The sequence below is a fragment of the Nocardioides perillae genome (assembly GCF_013409425.1).
In the GTDB taxonomy this organism is placed as follows: domain Bacteria; phylum Actinomycetota; class Actinomycetes; order Propionibacteriales; family Nocardioidaceae; genus Nocardioides; species Nocardioides perillae.
In genome coordinates, this window is record NZ_JACCAC010000001.1 from 2,521,703 (window position 1) to 2,547,059 (window position 25,357).

The window sequence follows — 25,357 nt, forward strand, 5'->3', positions numbered from 1 at the left end:
CGGGGTCGGGGCGGTTCTTCGGGGTCACGCGGATCACGTCCTGGGCGGGGTCGGTCGGGTCGGTCACGAGGAGTACGCGCTGTTCTCGTGCACGTAGGCGTGGGTCAGGTCGTTGGTCCACACCGTCGCGCGCGCGTCGCCGGACTTCAGGTCGACGGTCACCTCGACCTCGCGACCCGTCAGGTCGACCGTCGCGGGGTCGGCGTGGGGCGTCGAGGCCCGGCAGACCCACACCCCGTTCATCGCGACGTCGAGGTCGGCGGGGTCGAACTGCGCGGTGGTGGTGCCGACGCTCGCGAGCACGCGGCCCCAGTTGGGGTCGTTGCCGAAGACGGCGGCCTTGAAGAGGTTGCTGCGCGCGATGCTGCGCCCCACCTCGACGGCGTCGTCCTCGCTGGCCGCGCCGAGGACGGTGATCGCGATCTCGTGGTCGGCGCCCTCCGCGTCCTTCAGCAGCTGCATGGCGAGGTCGGTGCAGGCCTGGGTCAGCGCCTGCGTGAAGTCGTCGAGGGTGGGGGTGATCCCGCTGGCGCCGCTGGCCAGGAGCGTGACGGTGTCGTTGGTCGACATGCACCCGTCGGAGTCGAGCCGGTCGAAGCTCACCCGGGTGGCGGCGCGCAGCGCCGCGTCGAGGTCCGCGGCGGGCACGACCGCGTCGGTGGTGAGCACCACCAGCATGGTGGCCAGCTGCGGAGCCAGCATGCCGGCGCCCTTCGCCATGCCGCCGATGCGCCACCCGGCGCCCTCGACGACGACCTGCTTGCTCACGGAGTCGGTGGTCATGATCGCCTCGGCAGCGGCCGCACCACCGTCGGCGGAGAGCGCAGCGTGGGCCGCGTCGACGCCGTCGAGCAGGTGCTCGCGGGGGTTGGCGAGGCCGATGAGGCCGGTGCTGCAGACCACGACGTCGCCCGCCCCGATGCCGAGGCGCTCGGCGACGCGCTCGGCGACCGCGTGGGTGGTCTGGAAGCCCTCGGGCCCGGTGTAGCAGTTGGCGCCGCCGGAGTTGAGGACGACGGCGCGCACGACACCGTCCTTCACCACCTCCTGGCTCCAGAGCACCGGGTTGGCCTTGCACCGGTTGGCGGTGAAGACCGTGGCGCTGTCGTGGGTGGGGCCCTCGTTGACGACGAGGGCGAGGTCCTTCGCGCCGGTGGACTTGAGGCCGGCGGGGACGCCGGCGGCGACGAAGCCGGCGGGGGCGGTGACGCTCATCGGGGGGACTTCCTCTGCGGGGTGGCGGCCTGCTGCTGGGCGGACCGGGTGGCGGGGACGGCGGGGGCGACGGTGTGCCCCTGTCGTCGCCAGGCCTCCTCGGCCCGGTCGGCCTCCTCTGTCGGGACGAGCACCCAGTCGGTGTCGTAGGTCGGGACGGTCCGCACGCCCAGCCCCTCCTCCACCAGCGGCGCGAGCAGGGTCAGCAGGCGGGCCGCGCCGTCGTGACCGGCCTCCGCGGCGTGCGTGCCCTCGGCCACCACCAGCGAGAAGGCGGTGAACGGGCGCACGTGGCGCGTCTTGGTCGGCACGCTGCGCGCGGCGCACACCAGCGCCGTCTCGGCCGCCGTGGCGGTGACGGAGAAGATCGACGACGACTCCACCCAGGAGGGCACCTCGGAGCCGGCGGCGAGGCGCACGAGCGCCAGGGTCTCGGGGAAGCGCGCGAGCGTCAGCGGCGCGCTCACGGGGCCAGCCCCACGGTCGTGAGACCGGCGGTCTCGTCGAGCCCGAGCGCGAGGTTGAGGCACTGCACGGCCGCGCCGCCGGTGCCCTTGGCGAGGTTGTCGACGACACCGACGGCGACCAGCCGGCCGGCGTCCTCGTCGACGGTGACCTGCACGTGCACGGCGTTCGACCCGAGCACCGCCTGCGTCTGGGGCCACTGGCCCTCCGGCAGCACGTGGACGAACGGCTCGTCGGCGTACGCCGTCAGGTAGGCCTCGCGCGCCTGCGCGGCGTCGACGCCGGGGCGCAGCGGCGCCGAGCAGGTGGCGAGGATGCCCCGTGACATCGGCACCAGCAGCGGCGTGAAGCTCACCCGCGGGGTGTCGCCGCCGAGGCCGGCGAGGTTCTGGGTGATCTCGGGCGTGTGGCGGTGCACGCCACCGACGCCGTAGGCGCTCGCGTTGCCCATGACCTCGGAGCCGAGGAGGTGGGGCTTGGCGGCCTTGCCGGCACCGCTGGTGCCGCTGGCGGCGACGACCACCAGGTCGGGCTCCACCAGGCCGGCGGCCACGGCCGGGGCGAGCGTCAGGGTGCTGACCGTCGGGTAGCACCCCGGCACCGCGACGCGCCGGGCGCCGCGCAGCCGCTCGCGCTGCCCCGGCAGCTCGGGCAGGCCGTAGGGCCACGACCCGGCGTGGTCGCCGCCGTAGAAGCGCTCCCAGGCCGCGGCGTCGGTGAGGCGGAAGTCGGCCCCGCAGTCGATCACCACCGTCTCGTCGCCGAGCTGCTCGGCGAGCGCCGCCGACTGCCCGTGCGGCAGGCCCAGCACGACCACGTCGTGGCCCGCGAGGACCTCGGCGTCGGTGGGCTCCAGGACGCGGTCGGCCAGGGGCACGAGGTGGGGCTGCAGCGCGCCGAGCGGCTGGCCGGCGTTGCTGCCGCCGGTCAGCGCGCCGACCTCGACGTCGGGGTGGCCGAGGAGGAGGCGCAGGACCTCGCCCCCGGCGTACCCGCTCGCACCGGCGACCGCCACGCGGATCTGGGGAGACATGTGCATGACCATACACAACTCTGCATGCATGCGGCACTCGACCAGACGGGTGGTCCGGCTCCGCGGCGTGTGTCGCCGGTCACGCCTAGCCTCCTGCCGTGACCGACGACCTGGCTCCGCCCTGCTCCCCCGCCGACGCCGCGCGCCCGACACCCGGGCCGGCACCTGCGCCGGCCGACCACCTCCGGGCGGTCGAGGTCGAGTCCGCGCGGTTCCGCGCCGTGCTCGCGGGCGCCGCGCCCGGCGCCCGTGTCCCGTCGTGCCCCGACTGGGACGTCGACGACCTGCTCCACCACCTCACCGGGGTGCAGTGGTTCTGGGCCGAGGTGCTCGCGCGCCGGCCGGCGGGCCCCGACGACGCGGGCTTCCCCGAGACGCCTGCGCGACCGGAGGGCCGGGCCGCCCTGCTGGCCGCCGCGGCCGACGCCACGGCGAGGCTGGTCGAGGAGCTGCGCGCCGCCGACCCCGCCGAGGAGGCCTGGTCGTGGTCGGACGACCACACGGTCGGGTTCACCCTGCGGCGCCAGGCGCACGAGGCCCTGGTGCACCGGCTGGACGCCGAGCTCGCCGCGGGCGACGTCACCGACCTCCCCCCCGGCGCTGGCGGCCGACGGCGTGCTCGAGGTGCTCGACGTCGTGTTCGGGGCGGCCCCGCCGTTCGGCACCTGGTCGCCGCGCGACGCCTGGGTCCGCGTGGACCTCACCGACACGGGCCACTGCACCTGGGTGCAGGTGGGCTGGTTCGAGCACCGCCCCCGACAGCGGGGAGGTCCTCGACGGCCACGACGTGCGGGTGCGCCCCGACCCCGGCCACGAGCCGCACGCCGTCGTCAGCGGGCGGGCCGCCGACGTCGACGCCTGGCTGTGGTCGCGCACCGGTGACGACGCCGTCACGCAGACCGGCGACGCCGACGTGCTCGCCCGTTTCCGCGAGGCCACCTCGCACCCCGTCGAGTGACGCGCCGCGACCCCGGAACCCACCCCGGAGCCGACCCCGGAGCCGACTGACCCCGCTTCAGCTGCGCTGGCGGGCGCCTGTGCGCTCGGCGGCCAGCGCGACGGCGGCGTCGCGGGCCGCGGCGGCCTCCCCCTCCGCCAGCGTGCGGTCGGGTGCGCGGAAGCGCAGCGCGAAGGCCAGCGAGGTGCGCCCCTCGCCCACCTGGTCGCCGGTGTAGACGTCGAAGAGCCGCACCGACTCCAGCAGCGGCCCGGCCCCCTCGCGCAGCGCCGCCTCCACCGCGGCCGCCGGGACCGAGGCGTCGACGACGAGCGCGACGTCCTCCTTCGCGACGGGGTAGGAGGAGAACTGCGGGGCCGGCACCACGGCGGTGGCGTGCCCCAGCAGGGCGTCGAGGTCGAGCTCGGCGGCGGCGCTTCGCTCGGGCAGGCCGAAGGCGCGGCAGACCCGCGGGTGGAGCTCGCCGGCGTGGCCGAGGACGGTGCCGCTCACGCGCAGCTCCGCGCACCGGCCCGGGTGCCACGGCGCCGCGGTCGCGGCCCGCACCTCCAGCTCGACCCCGAGCTCGGCGGCGAGGTCGCGCACCGCGCCGACGACGTCGGCCCAGCCGGCGACGCGGCCCGGGCCCCACCAGCCGGGGCGCTCGGCGCGACCGGTGACCGCGAGCGCGAGGTGCAGCGGCTGGGCGGGCACCGCGCGGCTGATGGCGGCCCACTCGTCCGCGCTCGGTCGCCGGTCCACCCCGAGGACGGGCGCCCGCTCGTCGCCGTCGGGCGTGAAGACCAGGCTGTGCTCGAAGAGCGCGACGTCCCCGGCGCCCCTGCCGACGTTGCGGGCCAGGGCGTGCAGGATGCCCGGCAGCAGCGTGGTGGTGAGCTCCGGCTCCTCCGCGCTGAGCGGGTTGGCGATGCGCAGGGTCCTGCGGCGGGGGTCGTCCTCGGGGAGGCCGAGGCGCTCCCAGTCGGCCGGACCGACGAAGGGGTAGGTGATGAGCTCGGTCCAGCCCGCGCCCGCGAGGGTGCGTCCGACCCGGCGGCGCATCCGCTGCTCCGCGGTGAGCCCGCGACCGGCCGGTGCCGGCGGCAGCACCGACGGGACCTGGTCGTAACCGACGACCCGGGCCACCTCCTCGACCAGGTCGTAGGGGTCGGTGAGGTCGGGGCGCCAGGTCGGCACGACCACCTCGAGCCGCTCGCCGTCGCCGCGCACGGTGCACCCGACGGCCTCGAGGTGCGCGCGGGTCGTGGCCTCGTCGACCGGCAGGCCCGTGACGCGGGCGGGCAGGTCGGCGCGGAGCTCGACGGTGGCGGGGGCGGGCACCGCGCCGACGACGGTGACACCCGGGTCGGCGGTGGCACCGCCGAGCTCGCAGAGCAGCTCGACGACGCGGTCGGCGGCGGCCTCGCAGATGGCCGGGTCGACGCCGCGCTCGTTGCGCTTCCCCGCCTCGGAGGTGATCTTGTGGCGGCGGCCGGTGCGGAACATCGCGACGGCGTCCCAGTGGGCCGACTCGACCAGCACGCGGGTGGTGGTGTCGCTGATCTCCGTGGCCTGCCCGCCCATGACGCCGCCCAGCCCGATCACCCCGGAGTCGTCGGTGACGACGAGGTCCTCGGTCGACAGCGCCCGGTCGGCGCCGTCGAGCGTCGTCAGCCGCTCGCCGGCGCGGGCCCGGCGCACGCCGAGGATGCCCTGGACCTTCTCCGCGTCGTAGCCGTGGATGGGGCGTCCGAGCTCGAGCATGACGTAGTTGGTGACGTCGACGCCCAGGCTGACCGGGCGCATCCCGGCGGCCGTCAGCCGCTGCGCCATCCAGTCCGGGGTCGGGGCGGTGGCGTCGAAGCCCGAGACGGTGCGGGCGACGAAGACGGGGCAGCCGTCGGGGTCGTCGACCACCACCGGGTGACCCGCGCCGTCGGCCGGGGGGACCTCGCGACCGGCCGGGTCGGCGTACGCCGTGCCGAAGGCCAGCGCCGCCTCGCGCGCGATCCCGCGGATGCTCAGCGCGTAGGCGCGGTCGGGGTTGACCTCCAGCTCGAGCACCGCGTCGTCGAGCCCGAGCACCTCGCGGGCGTCCTGGCCGGGCTCACCGGCGCCGGCGGGGAGCACGATGATCCCGTCGTGCTCGTCGCCGAGGCCGAGCTCGGCGGCCGAGCAGATCATGCCGGCCGAGACGTGGCCGTAGGTCTTGCGCGCCGCGATCGCGAAGTCGCCGGGCAGCACCGCACCGGGCAGCACGCACACGACGAGGTCGCCCTCGACGAAGTTGTGGGCGCCGCAGACGATGCCCTGGGGCTCCCCGGTGCCGTTGGCCTCGCCGACGTCGACCTGGCACCAGTTGATGGTCTTGCCGTTCTTCTGCGGCTCCTTCACCAGCGACAGCACGCGACCGACGACGAGCGGCCCGGTGATGGCCTCACCCGGCGAGACCAGCGACTCGAGCTTGAGCCCGAGCGCCGTCAGCCGCGCCGTCAGCTCGGCCGGGGTGGCCTCCGGCGGCAGCTCGACGTGCTCGCGGATCCACGAGAGGGGGGCCTTCATCAGATCTCCGTTCCGAAGGGCTGGGCGAAGCGCACGTCGCCCTCGAAGACGTCGCGCAGGTCCTCGACGCCGTGGCGGAACATCAGCATCCGGTCGATGCCGAAGCCGAACGCGAAGCCGGTGTAGCGCTCGGGGTCGATGCCGCAGGCGGTCAGCACCCGCGGGTTGACCACGCCGCAGCCGCCCAGCTCGATCCAGCCCTCGCCCCGGCAGGTGCGGCAGCGCTCCCCCTCCGTGCCGCCTCCCCCGCTGAGTGCCCCGGTGCCCCGGCACACGAAGCAGACCATGTCCATCTCGGCCGACGGCTCGGTGAAGGGGAAGTACGACGGGCGGAAGCGCGTCGAGATGCCCTCGCCGAAGAGCGCGGCGGTCATGTGGTCGAGGGTGCCCTTGAGGTGGGCCATCGTGATGCCCTCGTCGACGACGAGGCCCTCGATCTGGTGGAAGACCGGGCTGTGCGTCGCGTCGACCTCGTCGGTGCGGTAGACCCGGCCCGGGCACACGACGTAGATCGGGGGCTCCCGGGTCAGCATGGTGCGCGCCTGCACCGGGGAGGTGTGGGTGCGCAGCACCAGCGCCGCGTCGGCCGGCTCGAGCCAGAAGGTGTCCTGCATGGTGCGCGCGGGGTGGTCGGCGCCCATGTTGAGCGCGTCGAAGTTGAGCCACTCGGCCTCGACCCAGGGGCCTTCGGCGACCTCCCAGCCCATCGCGACGAAGACGTCGGCGAGCTTCTCCGACATCGTCGTGATCGGGTGGCGCGCACCGCGCAGCGCCCGGTCGGTCGGCAGCGTGACGTCGACGGTCTCCTCGACGAGCATCCGCTCCTCGTGCTCGGCCTCGAGCACCTCGAGCCGGGCGGCGAGGGCCTGGGCGACGGCGTCGCGGGCCTTCCCGACCCGCTGGCCGGCCTCCTTGCGCGCCTGCGGCGGCAGCGCGCCGATCTCACGGTTGGCCAGCGCGAGGGGCGAGCGGTCGCCGGCGTGGTCGAGCCGCACCTGCTTGAGCTGCTCGAGGTCGCTGGCCGCGGCGATCGCGGCGAGCGCGGCGTCGCGCGCCGCCTCGACCTCGGCCGTCTGCAGGGGGGTGACCTCGACAGGGTCGTACTCGGTGTTGGGCCCGGACATGCCGGTCAGTCTAGGAAGGCGCGGACCCCGCGCGCGCACCGGTGGCCCGCGCGGGCCAGTCGACGACGACGCGGGCGCCGCCGCCCGGCGCGTCGCCGATCGTCACCGTGCCGCCGTGGGCGCGGACCAGGCCGTGCACGACGTACATCCCCAGGCCCGAGCCGCCGCCCGTGCCCTGGGTCCAGAACTTCGTGAAGACCCGGCGGCGCACCTCCTCGGGGATGCCCGTGCCCTCGTCGTCGACGACCGCGCGGACGCCGTCGGGCGAGACCCCGGGCGGCGTGGGTGCCAGGCGCAGCGTGACCAACCCCGCGCCGTGGCGCAGGCCATTCTCGAGGAGGTTGGTCAGCACCTGCGTGAGCTTGTCGGGGTCGGCGTGCACCGTCGCGGGGCCGCCGCCGACGGCGTCCAGGTCGAGCGCGACGGCGCGGCTGGTGCCGGCGCGCACGGAGGCGACCACCCGCTCCGCGACGACGACGGCGTCGACCGGGCGCGGGTGCAGCGAGAGCCGCCCGGTGTCGATGCGGGCCACGTCGAGCAGCTCGGTGACCAACCGGGCGAGCCGGTCGGCGTCGACGCTGGCCGTGGTCAGCATGAGCCGGCGCTGGTCGTCGCTGAGCCGGTCCCAGCGGTGCAGCAGCGTCTGCACGAACCCCTTGACCCCGGTGAGCGGCGAGCGCAGCTCGTGGGCGACCGTGGCGACCAGGTCGGAGCGGTCGCGGTCGAGCCGGGCGCGGGCACGCCCCGAGCGCAGCCCCACCGCCACGGCGGTGACCGGGCCGCGGGGCCCGTCGCGGTGCAGGCGCGCCGTGACGAGCACCTCCGCCCCGTCCGCGGCGGTCCACGACTGCTCCGGGACCGCGCGGCGCGTGCTCAGCCCGTCGTACGGCGTGTTGCACGCCGCCCACGCGCGGCCCTCCCGGTCGCGCAGCGAGACCACCTCCTCGAGCGGTCGCCCGAGGGCCTGTGCCTGCGTGGTGCCGAGGAGGGCGGCCGCGACGGTGTTGACGGCCTGCACGCGGCGGTCGGGCCCGGCGAGCACGACGCCGTCGGCGAGCCGGTCGAGCACCTGCGCCAGGTCGGGGGTCCCCACCCCCGCGACCCTAGCGGTGCCCGGGCGCCCGGCCCCGGCGCTGGGCGCGGGCGGAGGCGTAGAGGCAGAGCGCGGCGGCGGTGGCGAGGTTGAGGCTCTCGGCGCGGCCGTGGATCGGGATGCGCACGCGGCGGTCGGCGAGGGCGGCGAGCTCGGCCGGCAGGCCCCACGCCTCGTTGCCCAGCAGCCAGGCGGTCGGCGCGGCGAGCACGCCGGCGTCGGCGAGGTCGTCGACGTCGTCCTCGCCCGCGCCGTCGGCGGCGAGGACCTGCAGGCCCGCCGCCTGCGCGGCGGCGACGGCGGCGGCCGGCTCGGCCGCGAGCGCCAGCGGCAGGTGGAAGAGGCTGCCCACGCTGGCGCGCACGGTCTTGGGGTTGTGCGGGTCGACCGCGTGCCCGGCGAGCACGACGGCGTCGGCGCCCGCGGCGTCGGCGGTGCGCACCACCGTGCCCGCGTTGCCGGGGTCGCGCACGTCGGCGAGCAGCGCCACCAGGCGGTGGCCCCTCGTCACGACGTGCTCGAGGGGCCGGTCGACGCTGCGGCAGACCGCGACCACGCCGGCGGGGTTGACGGCGTCGGAGAGCCCGGCGGCGGCGCGGTCCTCGACGAGGGTCCACGGCACGCCCGCGGCGGCGGCGGCCGGCGGCAGCGCGGCGTACCGCGCGGTGGCGGCGGTCGTGGCGAAGACCTCGACCGCGCAGCCCGGGACCCCGAGGGCCCCCTCGACGGCCTGCGGGCCGTCGGCGAGGAACAGCCGCCGCTCGGTGCGCACCGAGCGGCGGCTGAGCCTGCGTGCGTCCTTGACCCGGGTGTTGCCCGCGGCGAGCGGGGCACCCGGGCCGGGGAGCGCGGAGCCGGTCAGGCCGAGGCCGTCTCGGTCTTCGGCGCGTTGACGTCCTCGGGCAGCGCGGCCTTGGCGACCTCGACGAGGGCGTTGAACGCGGCCACGTCGTTGACGGCGAGCTCGGCGAGGATCTTGCGGTCGACCTCGACGCCGGCCAGGCCGAGGCCCTGGATGAAGCGGTTGTAGGTCAGGCCCTGCGCGCGCGCCGCGGCGTTGATCCGCTGGATCCAGAGGCGGCGGAAGTTGCCCTTGTTCTTGCGGCGGTCGTTGTAGCTGTAGACCAGGGAGTGGGTGACCTGCTCCTTGGCCTTGCGGTAGAGCCGCGAGCGCTGGCCGCGGTAGCCGCTGGCGCGCTCGAGGGTCGTCCGGCGCTTCTTCTGGGCGTTCACTGCCCGCTTGACGCGTGCCACTGTCGTTCTCCTTGCTGCGTGGTGGTCACCGGGTCACCGGCGCACACCGAGGTTCGGGTGGGGGAAGGGGCTCAGAGCCCGAGGAGCTTCTTGGCCGTCTTGACGTCGGCCTTGGCCACCTCGGTGGTGCCCGTCATGCGGCGGGTGACCTTGGAGGCCTTCTTCTCCAGGTTGTGCCGCTTGCCGGCCTTCTCGCGCAGGATCTTGCCCGAGCCCGTCACGCGGAAGCGCTTGCTGGCGCCCGAGTGCGTCTTGTTCTTCGGCATCTGTAGCTCTCTCTCCTGGTGGTGCACCCGCGGCGGGGTGTCCGTGCGGTCCCGGGGTGCCGGGACCGGTCGTCGGGTGGTCTGCGCCACCGGCGGGGCCGGGGCGGGTCCGACCGGGGTCGGACCGGGATCAGGCGGGTCAGGCCTCGATGTCGGGGTCGAGGTTCTCCGAGCGGCCGCGCTCCTTGCGGACGGTGCCACCGGGTCGCGCGGCGTTGCGCTCCTCGCGCTCGGCCCGGTCGGCCTCGGCCTCGGCGGCGCGCTCGGCCATGCGCGACTCCTTCTCGGCCTCCATCTCGACCTTGGCGTCGGCCTTCTTCTTGTGCGGGCCGAGGACCATCGTCATGTTGCGGCCGTCCTGCTTCGGCGTCGTCTCCACGAAGCCCAGGTCGGTGACGTCCTCGGCGAGGCGCTGGAGCAGGCGGAAGCCGAGCTCGGGGCGGTGCTGCTCGCGGCCGCGGAACATGATGGTGATCTTCACCTTGTCGCCGGCACGGAGGAAGCGGACCACGTGGCCCTTCTTCGTCTCGTAGTCGTGCTGGTCGATCTTGGGTCGGAGCTTCATCTCCTTGATGACCACGTTGGTCTGGTTCCGCCGGGCCTCGCGGGCCTTCTGCGCGTTCTCGTACTTGAACTTGCCGTAGTCCATGAGCTTGCAGACGGGCGGCTTGCCCTGCGGGGCGATCTCGACCAGGTCGAGGTCGGCCTCCTGCGCGAGACGCAGCGCGTCGGCCGTCGGCACGATGCCGACGGTCTCGCCGTTGGGGCCCACGAGGCGGACCTCGGAGACCCGGATCCGGTCGTTGATGCGCAGCTCGGTGCTGATGTGTCCTCCTGGGGAATGGGAAAAGGCTTCCGCTGATCGCAGCGGAAGCCAGTCACGACCCGCCTCCCCCAGGGTGGAGGACGGGTCACGCCCGCCGTCAGCGGTGCCGAGGCACCACGCGCGACGAGGCGCGGACCGGACCCGACGACCTGGTGCGGTCGGTGCGGGTGGAAGGCGGGACGTGCCCGGCCTCCGCTTGTGATCGGGCCCGCCCTCGCCGCGAGGCTCAGGCAGGTCTGATCGGTCAGCAGACGAGACTAGCCGACCTCGTCCCCCGGACGCGAATCGTCGGGGGCGACCCACACCGCGCGGTCGCCGGCGAAGGCGAGCAGGAGACCGGCGGCGAGGGCCTCGAGGTCGGCGCCCTGCACGACGTACGTCGCGGGGCCGGCGACGTCGAGCACCACCGCGGCCGCGTCGTCCTGCAGCGCGGCCCGCGCGGCGTCGCGCAGGCTCACCGGGACCGGGCGGGCGGCGGGGTCCCAGGCCTGCAGCGCGGCGGTGCCGGTGAAGGCGAGCAGCGCGAGACGGCCGTCGCGCCCGCGCATCAGCACCGCCGCCATGTCGGAGGACTTGTCGTGGGCGAGGCCGTGCTCGTCGACCTCGACCTCGTCGGCCACCGCCACCACCGGCACCAGCACGCGTGCGTGCTGGAGGACCGCGAGGGTCGCGGCCGCGCCGGCCTCCCCGGCGGCGTGGCGCGCGAGCGCGTCGCGCACCTCGGGGGCGACCTCGCCGCGGTCGCCGGCGAACCCCGGGTCGGGGATCGCCCGGCCCGCGAACCGGTCCTGAGGTGCGCTCACCCGCCCATCCTCGCAGCCGGCTCCGACGTGCCAGGCTGGGTGGGTGCGGTCGGGTCGGGAGCAGGCGGGACAGGGGCAGGCGGGACAGGGGCAGGCGGGACAGGGGCAGGCGGGTCAGGGTCAGGCGGGTCAGGGTCAGGCGGGTCAGGGTCAGGCGGGACAGGGGCAGGCGGGACAGGGGCAGGCGGGTCAGGGTCAGGCGGGTCAGGGTCAGGCGGGTCAGGGTCAGGGTCAGGCGGGTCAGGAGCTGCCGCGGACCGCGCGACTCGTGCTCGCGGTCGCGACCGCGCAGCCGCCGCGGCTCGGCGCGACGCGCCTGGTGTGCGTCGACGGGCCCGCGGGTTCGGGCAAGACGACGCTCGCGGCGGCCCTGGACACCGCGGCGCGCGCCGTGGGGCTCACGACGGGGGTGGTGCACGGCGACGACCTGCTGGCCGGGTGGTCGGGGCTGCCCGGGCTCGCGGGCTCCTTGGCCACGGCGCTCGCGCCGCTCGCCGAGGGCCGGCCGGGGGCCTACCGCCGCCGCGACTGGGTGGCCGACCGCTGGGCGGAGGAGGTGGCGGTGCCCGTGGTCGACCTGCTCGTGGTCGAGGGGGTGGGCAGCGGCACTCCCCTGCTCGACGGGTGGCGGTCGGTCCTGGTGTGGGTAGAGGCACCCCGCGACCTGCGGCTCGCGCGCGGCCTGGCCCGCGACGGCGAGGCCTTCGCACCGCACTGGGAGGCGTGGGCGCGCGACGAGGAGGCCGTGCAGTCGGCCGACCGCACCCGCGAGCGCGCCGACGTGCTGGTGGACGGCACGGGCGCGACGTCGGCCCGGGCGCGCCGGCGGGGCCCGACGCGCTAGCGCGGCTCGGCCGGTCCCTGCGCCTCGAGCACGGCGCGCAGCTCGCGCACCGCCGTGCGCGCGCGGGTGCCGTCGGAGCCCTGGATGCCCAGCGCGGAGACGGTCGTGCCGTCGGCGAGGTCGAGGACCGCCCACGGCGCGCCGGGGGGCAGGTTGACCGCGAGCACCTGGGGCCAGGAGAAGTCCCGGGTGCGGAAGCCGTTGACGACCCGCAGCCCCTCGGCGGTGGCCACGACGCGCGAGCGCACCAGGGAGAGGTAGAGGCTGAGGAAGCCCAGGCCGAGCACGACGAGCGTGCCGCGCTGGAACCAGTCGAAGCGGCCGCGGATCTCGGGCGACCAGGAGAACCACACGACCGCGCAGAGCACCACCAGCATGAGGCTGAAGGCGACCCCGGCGATCCGGACGCCGAGGGGGCGCCAGGTGCGGGGCAACGCGGGGGCCGGGTGGCTGGGCTCGGGGCTCACGGGGTCACCTGCTCACAGCCGGCAGGCGTGGATGTCGGTGAGCAGGATGCCGCGGGCGCCGAGGTCCCACAGCTCGTCCATCAGCCGCTGGGCACCGGCACGCGGGACCATCGCGCGGATGGCCACCCAGCCGGCGCGCTGCAGCGGCGAGACCGTCGGGCTCTCGATGCCGGGGGTGAGCGCCACGGCGTCGTCGACCCGGTCCTCGGCGATGTCGTAGTCCATCATCACGTAGCTGCGCGCCACCAGCACGCCCTCGACGCGGCGCCGGAAGACCTCCAGGCCGGGAGGCATCCCCCCGCCGCGGCGGGCGACGAGCACTGCCTCGGAGCGCAGCAGCGTCTCGCCGAAGATCTCGAGCCCGGCGCGGCGCAGCGTCGAGCCGGTCTCCACCACGTCGGCGACGACGTCGGCCACCCCCAGCTGGATCGAGGTCTCGACCGCCCCGTCGAGCCGGGTCACGGTGGCCTCGATCCCCCGCTCGGCGAGGAAGGCCTCGACCACCCCGACGTACGACGTGGCGATGCGCGTGCCGGCGAGCTGCTCGAGGGAGTCGAAGCGACCGGCCGGGCCGGCGAAGTGGAAGCGGCTGCGGCCGAAGCCCAGCGGCAGCACCTCCTCGGCCTGCGCACCGGAGTCGAGGAGCAGGTCGCGCCCGGTGATGCCGACGTCGAGCGTGCCCTCGCCGACGTAGAGCGCGATGTCGCGGGGTCGCAGGTAGAAGAACTCGACACCGTTCTCGGCGTCGACCAGCGTCAGCTGCTTGCTGTCGTCGCGCTGGCGGTAGCCGGACTCGCGCAGGATGTCGGACGCGGCCTGCGAGAGCGCGCCCTTGTTGGGCACGGCGATCCGCAGCAGGCCGGTCGCGGTGGGGGTGCTCACGGGGTGCTCCTCAGGAGGCGGCTCGAGGGCGCGGCCGCCGGGCGGCCGCTCACAGGTGGGCGTAGACGTCGTCGAGGCTCAGGCCGGAGGCCAGCATCAGGACCTGGGCGTGGTAGAGCAGCTGGCTGATCTCCTCCGCCGCGCGCTCCGGGCCCTCGTGCTCGGCGGCCATCCAGGACTCGGCGGCCTCCTCGACCAGCTTCTTGCCGATGGCGTGCACGCCGGCATCGAGCTGGGCGACGGTGCCGGAGCCCGAGGGCCGGGTGGCGGCCTTCTCGCTGAGCTCGGCCCACAGGTCCTCGAAGGTCTTCACGGGTGGCAAGACTACGGCGTGGCCGCGGCCGCGCCGGCGGCGAGTCCGCGGAGCACCCGGGCCGTGGCCAGCGCCGCGGCGACCGCCTCGTGGCCCTTGTCCTCCGAGGAGCCCTCGAGGCCGGCGCGGTCGAGCGCCTGCTGCTCGTCGTCGCAGGTCAGCAGGCCGAAGCCGACCGGCACGCCGTGGTCGAGCGCGACGCGGGTGAGGCCCTCGGTCGCCGCGGAGCAGACGTAGTCGAAGTGGGGCGTGCCGCCCCGCACGACCACGCCGAGCGCGACCACCGCGTCGTACCCCTGCGCCGCGAGCGCCCCGGCGACGACCGGCAGCTCGAAGGCGCCGGGCACGCGCACGACGGTGCGCTCGGTGACGCGGTGCTCGTCGAGGGCGCGCTCGGCGCCGGCGAGCAGGCCGTCCATCACGACGGTGTGCCAGCTCGACGCCACGACGGCGACCCGCAGGTCGCCCGCGTCGAAGGTGTCGGCCTGGGGTGCTCCGGCGCCGCTCATCGGGTGGCCTCCTGGTGGTCGGTGTCGTCCGCGGTGTCGTCCGCGGTGACGTCCGCGGTGTCGTCCGCGAGCCCCGGGAGGGGGGCGTCGAGGTGGGGCAGGTCGTGGCCCATCCGGTCGCGCTTGGTCAGCAGGTAGGCCAGGTTGTGGTCGTTGGGGTGCAGCGTGAGCGGCACCCGCTCGGTCACGGTGATGCCGAAGTCCTCGAGGCTGCGGACCTTCTCGGGGTTGTTCGTGAGCAGCCGCACCGACGTCACGCCGAGGTCGCGCAGCACCTGGGTGGCGGTGCCGTAGTGGCGGGCGTCGGCGGGCAGGCCGAGGTCGAGGTTGGCGTCGACCGTGTCGCGACCGCCGTCCTGCAGCTGGTAGGCCTGGAGCTTCGCGACCAGGCCGATGCCGCGACCCTCGTGGCCCCGGAGGTAGACGACGACGCCGCGGCCCTCGGCCACGATGCGGTCCATCGCCTCCTGCAGCTGCGGGCCGCAGTCGCACCGGTGGCTGCCGAAGACGTCGCCGGTGAGGCACTCGGAGTGCACGCGGGTCAGCACCGGCGCGTCGCCGGAGACGTCGCCGTGCACGAGCGCGACGTGCTCGGAGCCGTCCACGGTGATGCGGTAGCCCACGGCCGTGAAGTCGCCCGACCGCGTCGGCAGCCGGGTCTCGGCCACGCGCTCGACGTGGCGCTCGTGGCGGCGGCGGTAGCGCACGAGGTCCTCGATCGAGATCATCGCGAGGTCGTGCTCGTCGGCGAAGGCGCGCAGCTCGGGGCCCCGCTTCATGGTGCCGTCGTCGTTGACCACCTCGACGAGGACGCCGACCGGGGTCAGGCCGGCCAGCCGCGCGAGGTCGACCGCGGCCTCGGTGTGGCCGCGGCGCACCAGCACCCCGCCCTCGCGGTAGCGCAGCGGGAAGCAGTGGCCCGGCCGGGTCAGCTCCCACGGCTCGGTCGCGGAGTCGGCGAGCGTGCGCACGGTGTGCGCGCGGTCGGCCGCGGAGATGCCGGTCGTGACGCCGTCGCGGGCGTCGACGGAGATGGTGTACGCGGTGCGCAGCTTGTCCTTGTTGTGCGGCGTCATCAGCGGGATCTCGAGCCGGTCGAGCACCTCGCCGGGCATCGGCACGCAGATGACGCCGCTGGAGTGGCGGATGGTGAACGCCATCAGCTCCGGCGTCGCCTTGCTGGCGGCGAAGATGATGTCGCCCTCGTTCTCGCGGTCCTCGTCGTCGACGACGACGACCGCCTTGCCGGCCGCGATGTCGGCGATGGCGCGCTCGACGCTGTCGAGCCGCACTCCTCCGTGCTGGGGGGTGGTCACTGGTGCTCCTGTCCGGTGTAGGCCCGCACGAGCTTCTCCACGTGCTTGGCGATGACGTCGACCTCGAGGTTGACCCGCTCCCCCGGCGCCCGGTGGCCCAGCGTGGTGCGGGCCAGCGTCTCGGGGATGAGGCTGACGGTGAAGCGGTCGGCGCCGGCCCCGACGACGGTGAGGCTCACGCCGTCGACGGTCACCGACCCCTTGTCGACCAGGTAGCGCGCGAGGTCGGGCGGCAGCGAGACCTCCACGACCTCCCAGTGCTCGCTCGGGGTCCGGCTGAGCACCTGGCCCACGCCGTCGACGTGGCCCTGGACGATGTGGCCGCCGAGCCGCGTCGCGGCCGTCACGGCGCGCTCGAGGTTGACGCGGTCGCCGGGCTGCACGCCGCGCAGGCTGGTCTTGTCGAGCGTCTCCTGCATGACGTCGGCGGTCCAGGTGTCCGCGGTGCGCTCGGCCACCGTGAGGCAGCAGCCGTTGACGGCGATGGAGTCGCCGAGCGCGGCGTCCTCCAGCACCGTGGCCGCGCGCACGGTCAGGCGGATCGCGTCGCCCTGGTCCTCGACGGCCGCGACCGTGCCGAGCTCCTCCACGATGCCGGTGAACATCTCAGGCCTCCCTCTCCTGCGCCGCCCCGGTGGGCTCCAGCGCTGCGGTGGTGCGCACGTCGCCGCCCTCCAGGACGGTGACGTCGGTGACGCGCGGCCGCAGGGCCGCGCCGATGGTGGTGATGCCGAGGTCCGCGACGGCCGGGGTCCCGGCGCCGAGCAGGACCGGGGCGGTGTAGACGACGAGCTCGTCGACGAGGCCCGCGCGCACGAAGGCGGCGGCGAGGTGCGCCCCGCCCTCGAGGAAGACGTGCTGGCGGTCGCGGGCACGCAGCGCGGCGAGCACCTCGTGGGGGTCGCGGGTGCGCAGGTGGACGGTCTCGGCCGCGTCGTCGAGCACCCGCGCCGTGGCCGGCAGGTCGCGCAGCCCGACCACGACGCGCAGCGGCTGCACGGCCGTCGGCCGGTCGTCGGCGTCGCGGACGGTGAGCTGCGGGTCGTCGGCGAGCACGGTGCCCGTGCCGACGACGACGGCGTCGGCGAGGCCGCGCATCCGGTGGACGTCGCGCCGGCTGGCGGCGCCGCTGATCCAGCGGCTGGTGCCGTCGGCGGCGGCGCTGCGACCGTCGAGGGTGGTGGCGACCTTCCAGGTCACCAGGGGCCGTCCGCGCTCGACGGCGAAGGTCCACGCGGCGTTGAGCGCCCGGGCCTGCGCGGCGAGCTCGCCGTCGAGCAGCTCGACCTCGACACCCGCGGCGCGCAGTGTGTCGGCGCCGCCGGCGGCGACGGGGTTCGGGTCGCGCTGGGCGACGACCACCCGGCGTACGCCGGCGGCCAGGAGGGCCTGCGTGCACGGCCCCGTGCGCCCGGTGTGGTCGCACGGCTCCAGGGTGACGACCGCGGTGGCCCCGCGCGCCGCCTCGCCCGCTCGGCGCAGCGCGTCGACCTCCGCGTGGGCGGTGCCCGCGCCGCGGTGGAACCCCTCGCCGACGGTGCGGCCCGCGGCGTCGAGCAGCACGCAGCCCACGCGGGGGTTCGGACCGAGCGGCACGCCGTCGCTGGCCGCGAGCGCGAGGGCGCGCTGCACGGCGGCTCGCTCGGCTGCGCTGGTGGCCATCTCGCCTCTCCCGGCCGGTCGCGGCCCGGGGGCGGCGTGCGGGAGGCGGTCGGCGGGCTCGGCACGCACCCGCCGGTGGGCGGGCGCGGGTCCGGGCCGGCTGCGTGCGCTTCCCATCCGGACTGTCACCGTCGGTCCAGGAGTTGCACCTGGTCAACCGGCCACTGGCTGTGGCCGGGTCGCGGACTGTCACCGCCGGCTCGGAATTGCACCGACCCCAGAGCACGCGAGTCGTGGACTCGTCGGGCTCGAGTCTGCCACAGCGCGCGCCGGGGACCGGCGTGACGTCGCGCACGGTGGCGGGGCTGCGGTGCGCTGGCGGTGGCGGGGCTGGTCTCGGCGGCGCGCCTCCCCGCCTTCCCGGCAGCCCGACTTCGCCGGCCTCCCCGGCCTCCCCCCGGCCGTCCCCGGCCTGCCCGGCCTGCCCGGCCTCCCCGGCCTCCCCGGCCCTCCCGGCCTCCCCGGGGAAGAGTCTGGGACGTGCTCGAACGTTCGTGCACACCGTGCTCGGACGTTCGAGCAGGCCCGCCGGGAGTCGAACGTCCGACCACGTCTTGCACGAACGTTCGAGCATGCGCCGGAGTCTTCACCCGATGACCGGGTGCTCGCGCTCCGCGGTGCGACCCGGCGGGCCGGTGGCGGTCGGGGCGGGCCGGTGGCGGGCGCGGCGCCTGTGGAGGAAGCCGGACCGGGCCGCAGCTGTGGAGCACGCCCGCGCCGACCTCGCCGAGGTGGTGCGCTGGCCCGGTGCCCCACCTCCTCGACGCCGACTACCGTGCCCGCCTCGTCACCGAGGTCTTCGTGGGCCTCGTCTCGCAGCACGGTGTGCGCGGCCCGTCCGTGCGTGCCCTCGCGGCGGGGGTCCAGGTCGCGCCCAGCACGCTGCTGCACCACCTCGGCACCCAGAGGCGGCTGCGGCACGTCGTGGCAGCCGTCCTGGCCGACCGCCTCGAGATGGAGGCGGAGCGGGTCGTGGCCGTCGGCGACCACGTCGGGCTGCTCCCCCACGACGCCCTGCCCGGCTCGCGAGAGCGCCGGCAGGCGTGGCTCGGCGTGCAGGCGGTGGCCCTGGGCGACGACGACGTCGCCGCGGTGGTCCGGCGCCACGACCTGGTGACGCTCGCCCACGCCCACCGGCTCAGCCCGGTGCGGGTCGCTCCGACGCCGTGGGACCGTCTCGACGGCTGGGCGCGCGACGAGCCGCTGGCCGACCACGACGTGCTGCGACTCGCCCTCGTCGAGGGACTGCGCCTGCTGTGCACGCGTCGGGTGCGGCCGGTGCCGGTCGCGCAGGCGGTCCGGGTGCTCGTCGCGCTGCTCCCCCAGCGGCCCCTGCCGAGGACCGCGGAAAGGGCCGGCGCGACCGCCGACCCGACCGCTGGCCCGGGCGCCGACCCGGGCGCCGACCCGGGCGCCGACCCGGACGCCGACCCGGACGTCGCCTAGCGCCCGGAGGCCGCCTCGGCCGCCGCCCGCAGCTGGGCCACCACGGCGTCGGGGTCGTCGGCACCGAAGACGGCGGAGCCGGCGACGAAGACGTCCGCCCCCGCCTCCGCGCACCGCTCGACCGTCTCGAGCGAGACACCGCCGTCGACCTGCAGCCAGGTCTCGACGCCGTGCTTGTCCAGCAGCGCACGCGCGCGACGGATCTTCGGCAGGCACAGGTCGAGGAAGGCCTGGCCCCCGAAGCCCGGCTCGACCGTCATCACCAGCAGCATGTCGAGCTCGGGCAGCAGGTCCTCGTAGGGCTCGACGGGCGTCGCCGGACGCAGCGCCATGCTCGCCCGCGCCCCCGCCGCACGGATCTCGCGCGCCAGGCGCACCGGGGCCGCTGCCGCCTCGACGTGGAAGGTGACCGACCCGGCGCCCGCCTCGGCGTACGCCGGTGCGTGGCGGTCGGGGTCGGCGATCATCAGGTGCGCGTCGAGCGGGGTCGTGGTGCCGCGCGCGAGGGCCTCGACCATGGTGGGGCCGAAGGTGAGGTTCGGGACGAAGTGGTTGTCCATCACGTCGACGTGCACCCAGTCGGCGCCGGGGATGCGCCCGACCTCCGCGCCCAGGGCGGCGAAGTCGGCGTTGAGGATGCTCGGCGTGATCTGGATGCCCACGGGCGACGATCGTAGGCGGCGCCCCGCCCGACCGTCGCGGCCGGTCCTAGGCCGGCTCGAGCAGGCCGTGCTCCTGCACGACGGCCACGGCCAGGGTGCGGTAGCCGACGTCCTCGAAGAGGACGGTCACGGTGTCCTCCTCGGCGTCGGTGACGGTGCCCTCGCCGAACTCCTCGTGGCGCACGCGCTGCTGCGGCACGAAGGCGAGCCGCCGCTCGTCGACGCGGTCCGCCGCGGTGCCGGCCACGCAGGTGTCGCACTGCCCGCAGGGCGCGTCGAGGCGCTCGCCGAAGTAGGACAGCAGGAAGTCGGCGCGGCACCGGTCGGTCTCGGCGTAGGCCCGGACCATCTCGACGCGTGAGCGGTCGAGGCGCTGGTGGGCCTCGGCGACCTCGACCGCGCCCGCGACGAGCGCGTCGACCCCGCCCTCGGCCGCGCCGTCGACCCGGGCGAGGTCGAGCAGGTTGAGGATGCGGCCGGCCTTGCGCCGCCCGAACGGCACCTGCTCGACCACCGCGGACGGCTCGGAGCCGACCTCGCGCACCGCGTCGACCACCCGGCGGACGTCGGCCTTGCTGGGCACGCCCGCGGAGAAGAAGCGGCCCAGGGAGAGGTCCTCGGGCCGGTAGAGCAGCGTGGCCGTGGCGGGCTCGCCGTCACGGCCGGCCCGGCCCGCCTCCTGGTAGTAGGTGTCGGGCGACTCCGGCGCCTGCGCGTGCAGCACCCAGCGGACGTCGGGCTTGTCGATGCCCATGCCGAAGGCCGAGGTCGCCACCACCACGTCGAGGTCGCCGGCCATGAAGGCCTGCTGCACCTCCTCACGGCGCCGCCGCCCCAGCCCGCCGTGGTAGGCCGCGACCCGCCGCCCGCTCTCGGCGAGCTGCTCGCCGAGCTCGTCGGCGAGCTCCTCGGCGGCCGGGCGGGTGCGGCAGTAGACGATGCCGGTGCCGCGCTCGGCGGACTGCGCCGCCAGCTCGACGGTGCGGCGGTGCTGGCCCGCGGCGTCGTGGCACCGCTCGACCTGCAAGGTGAGCTCGGGTCGGGCGAAGCCGGTGACCACGGTGAGCGGCTCGTGCAGCCGCAGCTGGGTGACGAGGTCCTCGCGCACGGGCGCTGCGGCGGTCGCCGTCATGGCGACGACCCGGGGCCGGCCGAGGTCGGCGACGTGGGGTCCCAGGCGGAAGTAGTCGGGGCGGAAGTCGTGACCCCACGCCGAGACGCAGTGGGCCTCGTCGACGGCGACCAGCGCGGGCTCGAGGCGCGCCAGCTCGGCACGCAGGTCGGGGTCGGCCAGCATCTCCGGGGAGCAGAAGAGGTAGCCGACCTCCCCTGCTGCCGCCCGCTCCAGCGCGTCTCGGCGCTGGGTCGCCGACTCGGCCGAGCTCAACCGGGCCGCACCGGCCGCCGTGGGCGCCGCCTCGATGGCCTCCACCTGGTCCTGCTGCAGCGCGAGCAGCGGCGAGACGACGACGGTCAGGCCGTCGAGGAGCCGGCCGGCGAGCTGGTAGACCAGCGACTTGCCCGCCCCGGTGGGTGCCACCAGGAGCACGTCGTGGCCCTCCAGGAGGCCGGTGACCGCCTCGAGCTGGCCCTCGAGCAGCGCGTCGTGGCCGAAGTGGGTGCGGGCCGCGGCGCGCACGTCGAGGGTGGTCATGGCGCGCAGGTTCCCCTGCCGCCTCCGCCTCACGCGCCGGGCCCGGGGGGACCTTCCTCACCCGCGGGCGCGTCGGGGTCGCCCGGGTCGCGGGGGTCGTCCCGCTCGTCCCGCTCGGCCCACGCGAGCAGCGGCGCGAGGTCGAAGGGGTGGTCGTCGATGTCGGCGTGGAGGTCGCCGAGCTCGGCGTAGCGCGCCGGGACCGTGGCGATCGTGAAGTCGCGCGGATCGGCGTCGTCGACCTCGTCCCACCGGATCGGCGTCGACACGCGCGCGTCGGGCAGGCCGCGCACGGAGTACGCCGCGGCGATGGTGTGGTCGCGCGCGTTCTGGTTGTAGTCGACGAACACCGCGCTGGGGTCGCGGTCCTTGCGCCACCAGGTGAGGTCGACGTCGTCGGGGGCGCGGCGCTCCACCTCGCGGGCGAAGGCCAGGGCGGCGCGGCGGACGTCCTTGAACCCGTGGCGGGCAGGCACCCGCACGTAGACGTGGATCCCCTTGCTGCCGCTGGTCTTCGGGAAGCCGACCGCGCCCAGCTCGTCGAGCACTTCGCGCACCACGTGGGCCACCCGCCGGACCCGCGCGTAGTCGCAGTCGGGGCCGGGGTCGAGGTCGATGCGCCACTCGTCGGGCTTCTCGGTGTCCGCTCGCCGGCTGTTCCAGGGGTGGAACTCGACGGTCGACATCTGCACGGCCCAGACCACCTGGGCGACCTCGGTGACGCACAGCTCGTCGGCGGTGCGCGACCAGCGGGGGAAGAACAGCTCGACGGTCTCGACCCAGGGCGGTGCACCGGCGGGCAGCCGCTTCTGGTGGACCTTGTCGCCGGCGAGGCCCTTCGGGAAGCGGTGCAGCATGCACGGCCGCTCCCGCAGCGCGTTGACGATGCCGTCGCCCACGGCGAGGTAGTACTCGACGAGATCGAGCTTCGTCGCCCCGGTCTCGGGGAAGTAGACCCGGTCGGGGTTGCTGACCCGCACGACCCGGTCGTCCACCTCGACCTCGACCGACGGGCTCTTGGACGCCATGGCCCGACCCTACGGTCACCACGGCGGCCCGGGGTGGGCGTCAGCCCCGGCGCAGCAGGGCGAGGAACATCGCGTCGGTGCCGTGGCGGTGGGGCCACAGCTGCAGCGTGCCGGCGAGCGGTCCGGCGGCGTCCGCCAGCTGCGGCAGGAGCGGCGCGGCGTCCTCCAGGCGTACGTCGTCGCGCGCGGCCAGCACGTCCGAGACCACCCCGGCCGTCTCCGCGAGCACCGGCGAGCAGGTGGCGTAGAGCACCACCCCGCCGGGGCGGGTGGCGTCGAGCGCGGAGCCGAGGAGCGTCCGCTGGAGCGGGACCAGCGCGTCGAGGTCGTCGGCCGTGCGCCGCCACCGGGACTCGGGTCGGCGCCGCAGCGCGCCGAGGCCCGAGCAGGGGGCGTCGACCAGCACCCGGTCGAAGGCGCCGGGCCGCCACGCCGGCGCGGTGCCGTCGGCAGCAACCACGCCGACCAGGCCGTCGCGCACCGCGCGGGTGCCGTGGGCGACCAGCGCGGCGCGGTGCGGCTGCCGCTCCGAGGCCAGCAGCCGGGCACCGGCCGCGGGCGCCAGGGCCGCCAGCAGTGCGGCCTTGCCGCCCGGGCCCGCACAGAGGTCGAGCCAGCGCTCGTCGCCGCCGGCGGTGTCCGCGGCGGCGAGGGCGAGGGCCACCAACTGGCTGCCCTCGTCCTGCACCCCGGCGCGGCCCTCGGCGACGGCCGACACGGCCGACGGCTCGCCCCCGGCGAGCTCGACGGCGTGCGGCGACCAGCGGCCCCGCTCTCCCCCGGCGGCGAGGAGCTCGTCGACGCCCGCGTGGCCCGGCCGGGCGACCAGGACGACGCGCGGCGGGGCGTTGTCGGCGTCGAGGAGCGCCTCGAGCTCGTCACCGCGCCCACCGGCCGCCAGCGCCTCCCGCAGCGCGGCCACGACCCACCGCGGGTGCGCGTGGGCCACCGCCGAGAAGCCGTCGGGGTCGGTGCCGGGGTCGGGCGCGAGCCGACGCACCCACCCGGCGTGGTCGGTCTCGGCCACGCGGCGCAGGACGGCGTTGACCAGCCCGGCCGGCCCCACGCCGACGCGGGCACGGGTGAGGTCGACGCTCGTGCTGATCGCGGCGTGCGTCGGCACCCGCATGGCGAACAGCTGGTGCACGCCGAGCCGGAGCACGTCGCGCACCTTGGCCTCGAGCCGCGGCTTGGCGAGGCAGGCGTCGACGACGAGGTCGTAGGTGCCCTGCCGCCGCACCGCACCCGACACCAGCTCGGTGGTGAAGGCGGCGTCGCGCCCGGTCAGCCCGTGCTGGCGCAGCACCCGGGGCAGCACGAGGTTGGCGTAGGCGTCCTCGACGCGGACGGCGCGGAGCACGTCGTACGCCGCGAGCCGGGCGGGGTCGACCGTCGCCCGCCGCGGCGGCCGGCCACCGGGGCGGCCCCCGCCACGGGCGCGGGGGTCAGCCACCGAGCGCCGCCTGGGCCGGCAGCGCGACGCCGCGCGCCCAGTCGGCGGCCGCGAGCTCCTTCTTGCCGAACGCCTTGACCCGGCCGAGGCGCACGGGGACCGTGCCGGTGCCGACGTGCACCGTCGACTTGGTCACCGCGAGGCGGCCCGGCGGCAGCCGCTCGTGGTCGGGGTCGGGCTCGACCGGGCCGAGCTTGAAGCGCTCCCCCTGCCAGGTGGTCCACGCGCCGGGGGCCGGCGTGCAGGACCGGACCAGCCGGTCGACGGCCACCGCCGGGGACCGCCAGTCGACGCGGGCGTCCTCGACGGTGACCTTCGGCGCCAGGCTCGTGCCGTCGCTGGGCTGCTCGCGGGCCTCCAGCGTGCCGTCCTCGATCCCGTCGAGGGTCTGCACCAGCAGGCCGGCCCCGCCCTCCGCGAGGCGGCCGAGCAGGTCGCCCGCGGTGTCGCGGGGCCGCACCCGCTCGGTCATCACGCCGAAGACCGGGCCCGCGTCGAGCTCGCGCACGATCCGGAAGGTGGTCGCACCCGTGACCTCGTCGCCCGCCCGCAGCGCGTGCTGGACCGGCGCGGCGCCGCGCCACGCCGGCAGGACCGAGAAGTGCAGGTTGACCCACCCGTGCGGCGGGATCTCGAGGGCCGAGGTGGGCAGCAGCGCCCCGTAGGCGACCGTCGGGCAGCAGTCGGGCGCGAGGTCGCGCAGCCGCGCCTGGAAGTCGGGGTCGCGCGGGTGGTCGGGCTTGAGGACGGGCAGGCCGAGCTCCTCCGCACGCGCGGCGACGGGGCTCGCGACGAGCCGCCGGCCGCGGCCGGCGGGCGCGTCGGGGCGCGTGACGACCCCGACCAGCTCGTGACGCGAGGCGACGAGGGCCTCGAGCGACGGCAGCGCCACCTCGGGCGTGCCGGCCAGGACGAGCCGCACGCCTCAGAGCCCCAGGCCGCGAGTGGCGTGGGGGGAGACCTTGACCACCGGCTTCTCGAGCCCGAACCACTCGGACTCGCGGATCTCGCGCATGGCCGCGCGTCGCGCCTCGGTGTCGAGCCGGTCGATGAAGAGCACCCCGTCGAGGTGGTCGGTCTCGTGCTGGATCGCGCGCGCGAGCAGGTCGGAGCCCTCGATGCGCACGGGCTCGCCGTGCACGTCGAAGCCGTGGGCGACGACCGACAGTGCGCGCCGGCAGTCGTAGGTGAGGTCGGGCAGCGACAGGCAGCCCTCGGGCCCGTCCTGGACCTCGGTCGAGAGCTCGAGGCGCGGGTTGACGAGGTGGCCTAGCTCGCCGCCGACGTGCCAGGTGAAGACCCGCAGCCCGACCCCGATCTGGGGGGCCGCCAACCCGGCGCCGGGCGCCTCCAGCATGGTGTCGGTGAGGTCGGCGACGAGGGTGCGCAGCTCCTTGTCGAAGTCGGTCACCTCGACCGCCGGGCGGCGCAGGACAGGGTCGCCGAAGAGGCGGATCGGCTGGATGGCCATGGGGCGAGTCTAGGAGCGCGGGGGCGCTCGCCCGTCACGCTCCCCCTCCGCTCCCCCTCCGCTCCCCCTCCG

Annotated in this window: 27 protein-coding genes, 1 pseudogene and 1 riboswitch; of the genes and pseudogenes, 4 read left to right on the forward strand and 24 right to left on the reverse strand. The window is 75.9% G+C overall.

Going from position 1 to position 25,357, the window contains the following annotated elements; translation table 11 throughout:
• Positions 1-63 precede the first annotated feature (63 nt).
• From argJ to argC, 3 genes are read right to left on the reverse strand one after another with little or no spacing between them, the layout of a single operon-like run.
• A complete protein-coding gene (gene argJ, locus BJ989_RS11735; protein WP_179518364.1) occupies positions 64-1,215 on the reverse strand; it encodes a bifunctional glutamate N-acetyltransferase/amino-acid acetyltransferase ArgJ in 1,152 nt (383 codons plus the stop codon).
• Positions 1,212-1,682, reverse strand: coding sequence for an ACT domain-containing protein (locus tag BJ989_RS11740; RefSeq protein ID WP_179518365.1), 471 nt, complete (start codon positions 1,680-1,682; stop codon positions 1,212-1,214). The genes argJ and BJ989_RS11740 overlap by 4 nt, the downstream gene beginning before the upstream one ends.
• Positions 1,679-2,719 (reverse strand): N-acetyl-gamma-glutamyl-phosphate reductase, encoded by a 1,041-nt coding sequence (gene argC, locus BJ989_RS11745; protein ID WP_179518366.1) that lies wholly within the window; start codon positions 2,717-2,719, stop codon positions 1,679-1,681. The genes BJ989_RS11740 and argC overlap by 4 nt, the downstream gene beginning before the upstream one ends.
• Before the next feature lie 215 nt (positions 2,720-2,934).
• On the opposite strand from argC, the pseudogene BJ989_RS19020 reads away from it, so the two are divergent.
• Together BJ989_RS19020 and BJ989_RS11750 are read left to right on the forward strand one after the other, a co-directional pair.
• Positions 2,935-3,366 (forward strand): annotated as a pseudogene (locus tag BJ989_RS19020) (maleylpyruvate isomerase N-terminal domain-containing protein); the annotation flags it as partial.
• Between the two features lie 140 nt (positions 3,367-3,506).
• A complete protein-coding gene (locus BJ989_RS11750) occupies positions 3,507-3,671 on the forward strand; it encodes a hypothetical protein (RefSeq protein WP_179516472.1) in 165 nt (54 codons plus the stop codon).
• 57 nt (positions 3,672-3,728) lie between these two features.
• Here the strand turns inward: BJ989_RS11750 and pheT are convergent, their stop codons facing one another.
• The 8 genes from pheT to BJ989_RS11790 form a co-directional block, all read right to left on the reverse strand.
• Entirely contained in the window at positions 3,729-6,212 is a 2,484-nt protein-coding gene (pheT, locus tag BJ989_RS11755) for a phenylalanine--tRNA ligase subunit beta (protein WP_179518367.1), read from the reverse strand.
• Complete coding sequence (pheS, locus tag BJ989_RS11760; RefSeq protein ID WP_179518368.1) at positions 6,212-7,336, reverse strand: phenylalanine--tRNA ligase subunit alpha; 1,125 nt, start codon at positions 7,334-7,336, stop codon at positions 6,212-6,214. The genes pheT and pheS overlap by 1 nt, the downstream gene beginning before the upstream one ends.
• A gap of 10 nt (positions 7,337-7,346) precedes the next feature.
• Complete coding sequence (locus tag BJ989_RS11765; protein ID WP_343049303.1) at positions 7,347-8,429, reverse strand: sensor histidine kinase; 1,083 nt, start codon at positions 8,427-8,429, stop codon at positions 7,347-7,349.
• A 10-nt stretch (positions 8,430-8,439) separates the two neighbouring features.
• Positions 8,440-9,291, reverse strand: coding sequence for a TrmH family RNA methyltransferase (locus BJ989_RS11770; RefSeq protein ID WP_179519581.1), 852 nt, complete (start codon positions 9,289-9,291; stop codon positions 8,440-8,442).
• A complete protein-coding gene (gene rplT / locus BJ989_RS11775; RefSeq protein ID WP_179518369.1) occupies positions 9,288-9,683 on the reverse strand; it encodes a 50S ribosomal protein L20 in 396 nt (131 codons plus the stop codon). The genes BJ989_RS11770 and rplT overlap by 4 nt, the downstream gene beginning before the upstream one ends.
• 71 nt (positions 9,684-9,754) lie before the next feature.
• Complete coding sequence (rpmI, locus tag BJ989_RS11780; protein WP_179518370.1) at positions 9,755-9,949, reverse strand: 50S ribosomal protein L35; 195 nt, start codon at positions 9,947-9,949, stop codon at positions 9,755-9,757.
• 139 nt (positions 9,950-10,088) lie between these two features.
• Positions 10,089-10,847, reverse strand: coding sequence for a translation initiation factor IF-3 (infC, locus tag BJ989_RS11785; protein ID WP_343049503.1), 759 nt, complete (start codon positions 10,845-10,847; stop codon positions 10,089-10,091).
• Positions 10,848-11,032: 185 nt separating this feature from the next.
• Positions 11,033-11,578, reverse strand: a complete 546-nt coding sequence (locus BJ989_RS11790) for an SseB family protein (protein WP_343049305.1) — start codon at positions 11,576-11,578, stop codon at positions 11,033-11,035.
• A 268-nt stretch (positions 11,579-11,846) separates the two neighbouring features.
• On the opposite strand from BJ989_RS11790, the gene BJ989_RS11795 reads away from it, so the two are divergent.
• Positions 11,847-12,422: a 4-amino-4-deoxy-L-arabinose transferase gene (locus tag BJ989_RS11795; protein WP_179518371.1), complete on the forward strand. Its 576-nt coding sequence runs from the start codon at positions 11,847-11,849 to the stop codon at positions 12,420-12,422.
• On the opposite strand, the gene BJ989_RS11800 is transcribed toward BJ989_RS11795, so the two are convergent.
• The 7 genes from BJ989_RS11800 to ribD form a co-directional block, all read right to left on the reverse strand.
• Positions 12,419-12,889, reverse strand: a complete 471-nt coding sequence (locus tag BJ989_RS11800) for a PH domain-containing protein (protein ID WP_343049306.1) — start codon at positions 12,887-12,889, stop codon at positions 12,419-12,421. The two genes, BJ989_RS11795 and BJ989_RS11800, sit on opposite strands and share 4 nt — an antisense overlap.
• Before the next feature lie 12 nt (positions 12,890-12,901).
• Positions 12,902-13,747, reverse strand: a complete 846-nt coding sequence (gene hisG / locus BJ989_RS11805) for an ATP phosphoribosyltransferase (protein ID WP_179519585.1) — start codon at positions 13,745-13,747, stop codon at positions 12,902-12,904.
• Positions 13,748-13,820: 73 nt separating this feature from the next.
• Positions 13,821-14,084: a phosphoribosyl-ATP diphosphatase gene (locus BJ989_RS11810; RefSeq protein ID WP_179518372.1), complete on the reverse strand. Its 264-nt coding sequence runs from the start codon at positions 14,082-14,084 to the stop codon at positions 13,821-13,823.
• 11 nt (positions 14,085-14,095) lie between these two features.
• On the reverse strand, positions 14,096-14,593 hold the full coding sequence (gene ribH / locus BJ989_RS11815; RefSeq protein ID WP_179518373.1) for a 6,7-dimethyl-8-ribityllumazine synthase: 498 nt from the start codon (positions 14,591-14,593) through the stop codon (positions 14,096-14,098).
• Positions 14,590-15,909 carry a bifunctional 3,4-dihydroxy-2-butanone-4-phosphate synthase/GTP cyclohydrolase II gene (locus tag BJ989_RS11820; RefSeq protein WP_343049307.1) on the reverse strand — a complete coding sequence of 440 codons (1,320 nt, stop codon included), beginning with the start codon at positions 15,907-15,909 and terminating at the stop codon, positions 14,590-14,592. The genes ribH and BJ989_RS11820 overlap by 4 nt, the downstream gene beginning before the upstream one ends.
• Complete coding sequence (locus BJ989_RS11825) at positions 15,906-16,514, reverse strand: riboflavin synthase (protein ID WP_179518374.1); 609 nt, start codon at positions 16,512-16,514, stop codon at positions 15,906-15,908. The genes BJ989_RS11820 and BJ989_RS11825 overlap by 4 nt, the downstream gene beginning before the upstream one ends.
• A gap of 1 nt (position 16,515) precedes the next feature.
• Positions 16,516-17,571 carry a bifunctional diaminohydroxyphosphoribosylaminopyrimidine deaminase/5-amino-6-(5-phosphoribosylamino)uracil reductase RibD gene (ribD, locus tag BJ989_RS11830; RefSeq protein ID WP_179518375.1) on the reverse strand — a complete coding sequence of 352 codons (1,056 nt, stop codon included), beginning with the start codon at positions 17,569-17,571 and terminating at the stop codon, positions 16,516-16,518.
• 100 nt (positions 17,572-17,671) lie between these two features.
• Positions 17,672-17,801: riboswitch (FMN riboswitch) on the reverse strand.
• A gap of 517 nt (positions 17,802-18,318) precedes the next feature.
• Between ribD and BJ989_RS11835 the strand changes: the two genes are divergently transcribed.
• On the forward strand, positions 18,319-19,017 hold the full coding sequence (locus BJ989_RS11835) for a hypothetical protein (RefSeq protein ID WP_179518376.1): 699 nt from the start codon (positions 18,319-18,321) through the stop codon (positions 19,015-19,017).
• Here the strand turns inward: BJ989_RS11835 and rpe are convergent.
• The 6 genes from rpe to def are packed head-to-tail and all read right to left on the reverse strand — an operon-like array spanning position 19,014 to position 25,285.
• Complete coding sequence (gene rpe / locus BJ989_RS11840) at positions 19,014-19,679, reverse strand: ribulose-phosphate 3-epimerase (RefSeq protein WP_179518377.1); 666 nt, start codon at positions 19,677-19,679, stop codon at positions 19,014-19,016. The two genes, BJ989_RS11835 and rpe, sit on opposite strands and share 4 nt — an antisense overlap.
• Before the next feature lie 46 nt (positions 19,680-19,725).
• Positions 19,726-21,333 carry a RecQ family ATP-dependent DNA helicase gene (locus BJ989_RS11845; protein ID WP_179518378.1) on the reverse strand — a complete coding sequence of 536 codons (1,608 nt, stop codon included), beginning with the start codon at positions 21,331-21,333 and terminating at the stop codon, positions 19,726-19,728.
• A gap of 29 nt (positions 21,334-21,362) precedes the next feature.
• A complete protein-coding gene (gene ligD / locus BJ989_RS11850; RefSeq protein WP_179518379.1) occupies positions 21,363-22,361 on the reverse strand; it encodes a non-homologous end-joining DNA ligase in 999 nt (332 codons plus the stop codon).
• 40 nt (positions 22,362-22,401) lie between these two features.
• Positions 22,402-23,814: a transcription antitermination factor NusB gene (locus tag BJ989_RS11855; protein ID WP_179518380.1), complete on the reverse strand. Its 1,413-nt coding sequence runs from the start codon at positions 23,812-23,814 to the stop codon at positions 22,402-22,404.
• Positions 23,807-24,736, reverse strand: a complete 930-nt coding sequence (locus BJ989_RS11860) for a formyltransferase family protein (protein ID WP_179518381.1) — start codon at positions 24,734-24,736, stop codon at positions 23,807-23,809. Before BJ989_RS11860 ends, BJ989_RS11855 begins: the two co-directional genes overlap by 8 nt.
• A gap of 3 nt (positions 24,737-24,739) precedes the next feature.
• The gene (gene def / locus BJ989_RS11865) at positions 24,740-25,285 is read right to left on the reverse strand and encodes a peptide deformylase (protein WP_179518382.1); all 546 of its coding nucleotides are present in this window, start codon (positions 25,283-25,285) and stop codon (positions 24,740-24,742) included.
• Positions 25,286-25,357 lie beyond the last annotated feature (72 nt).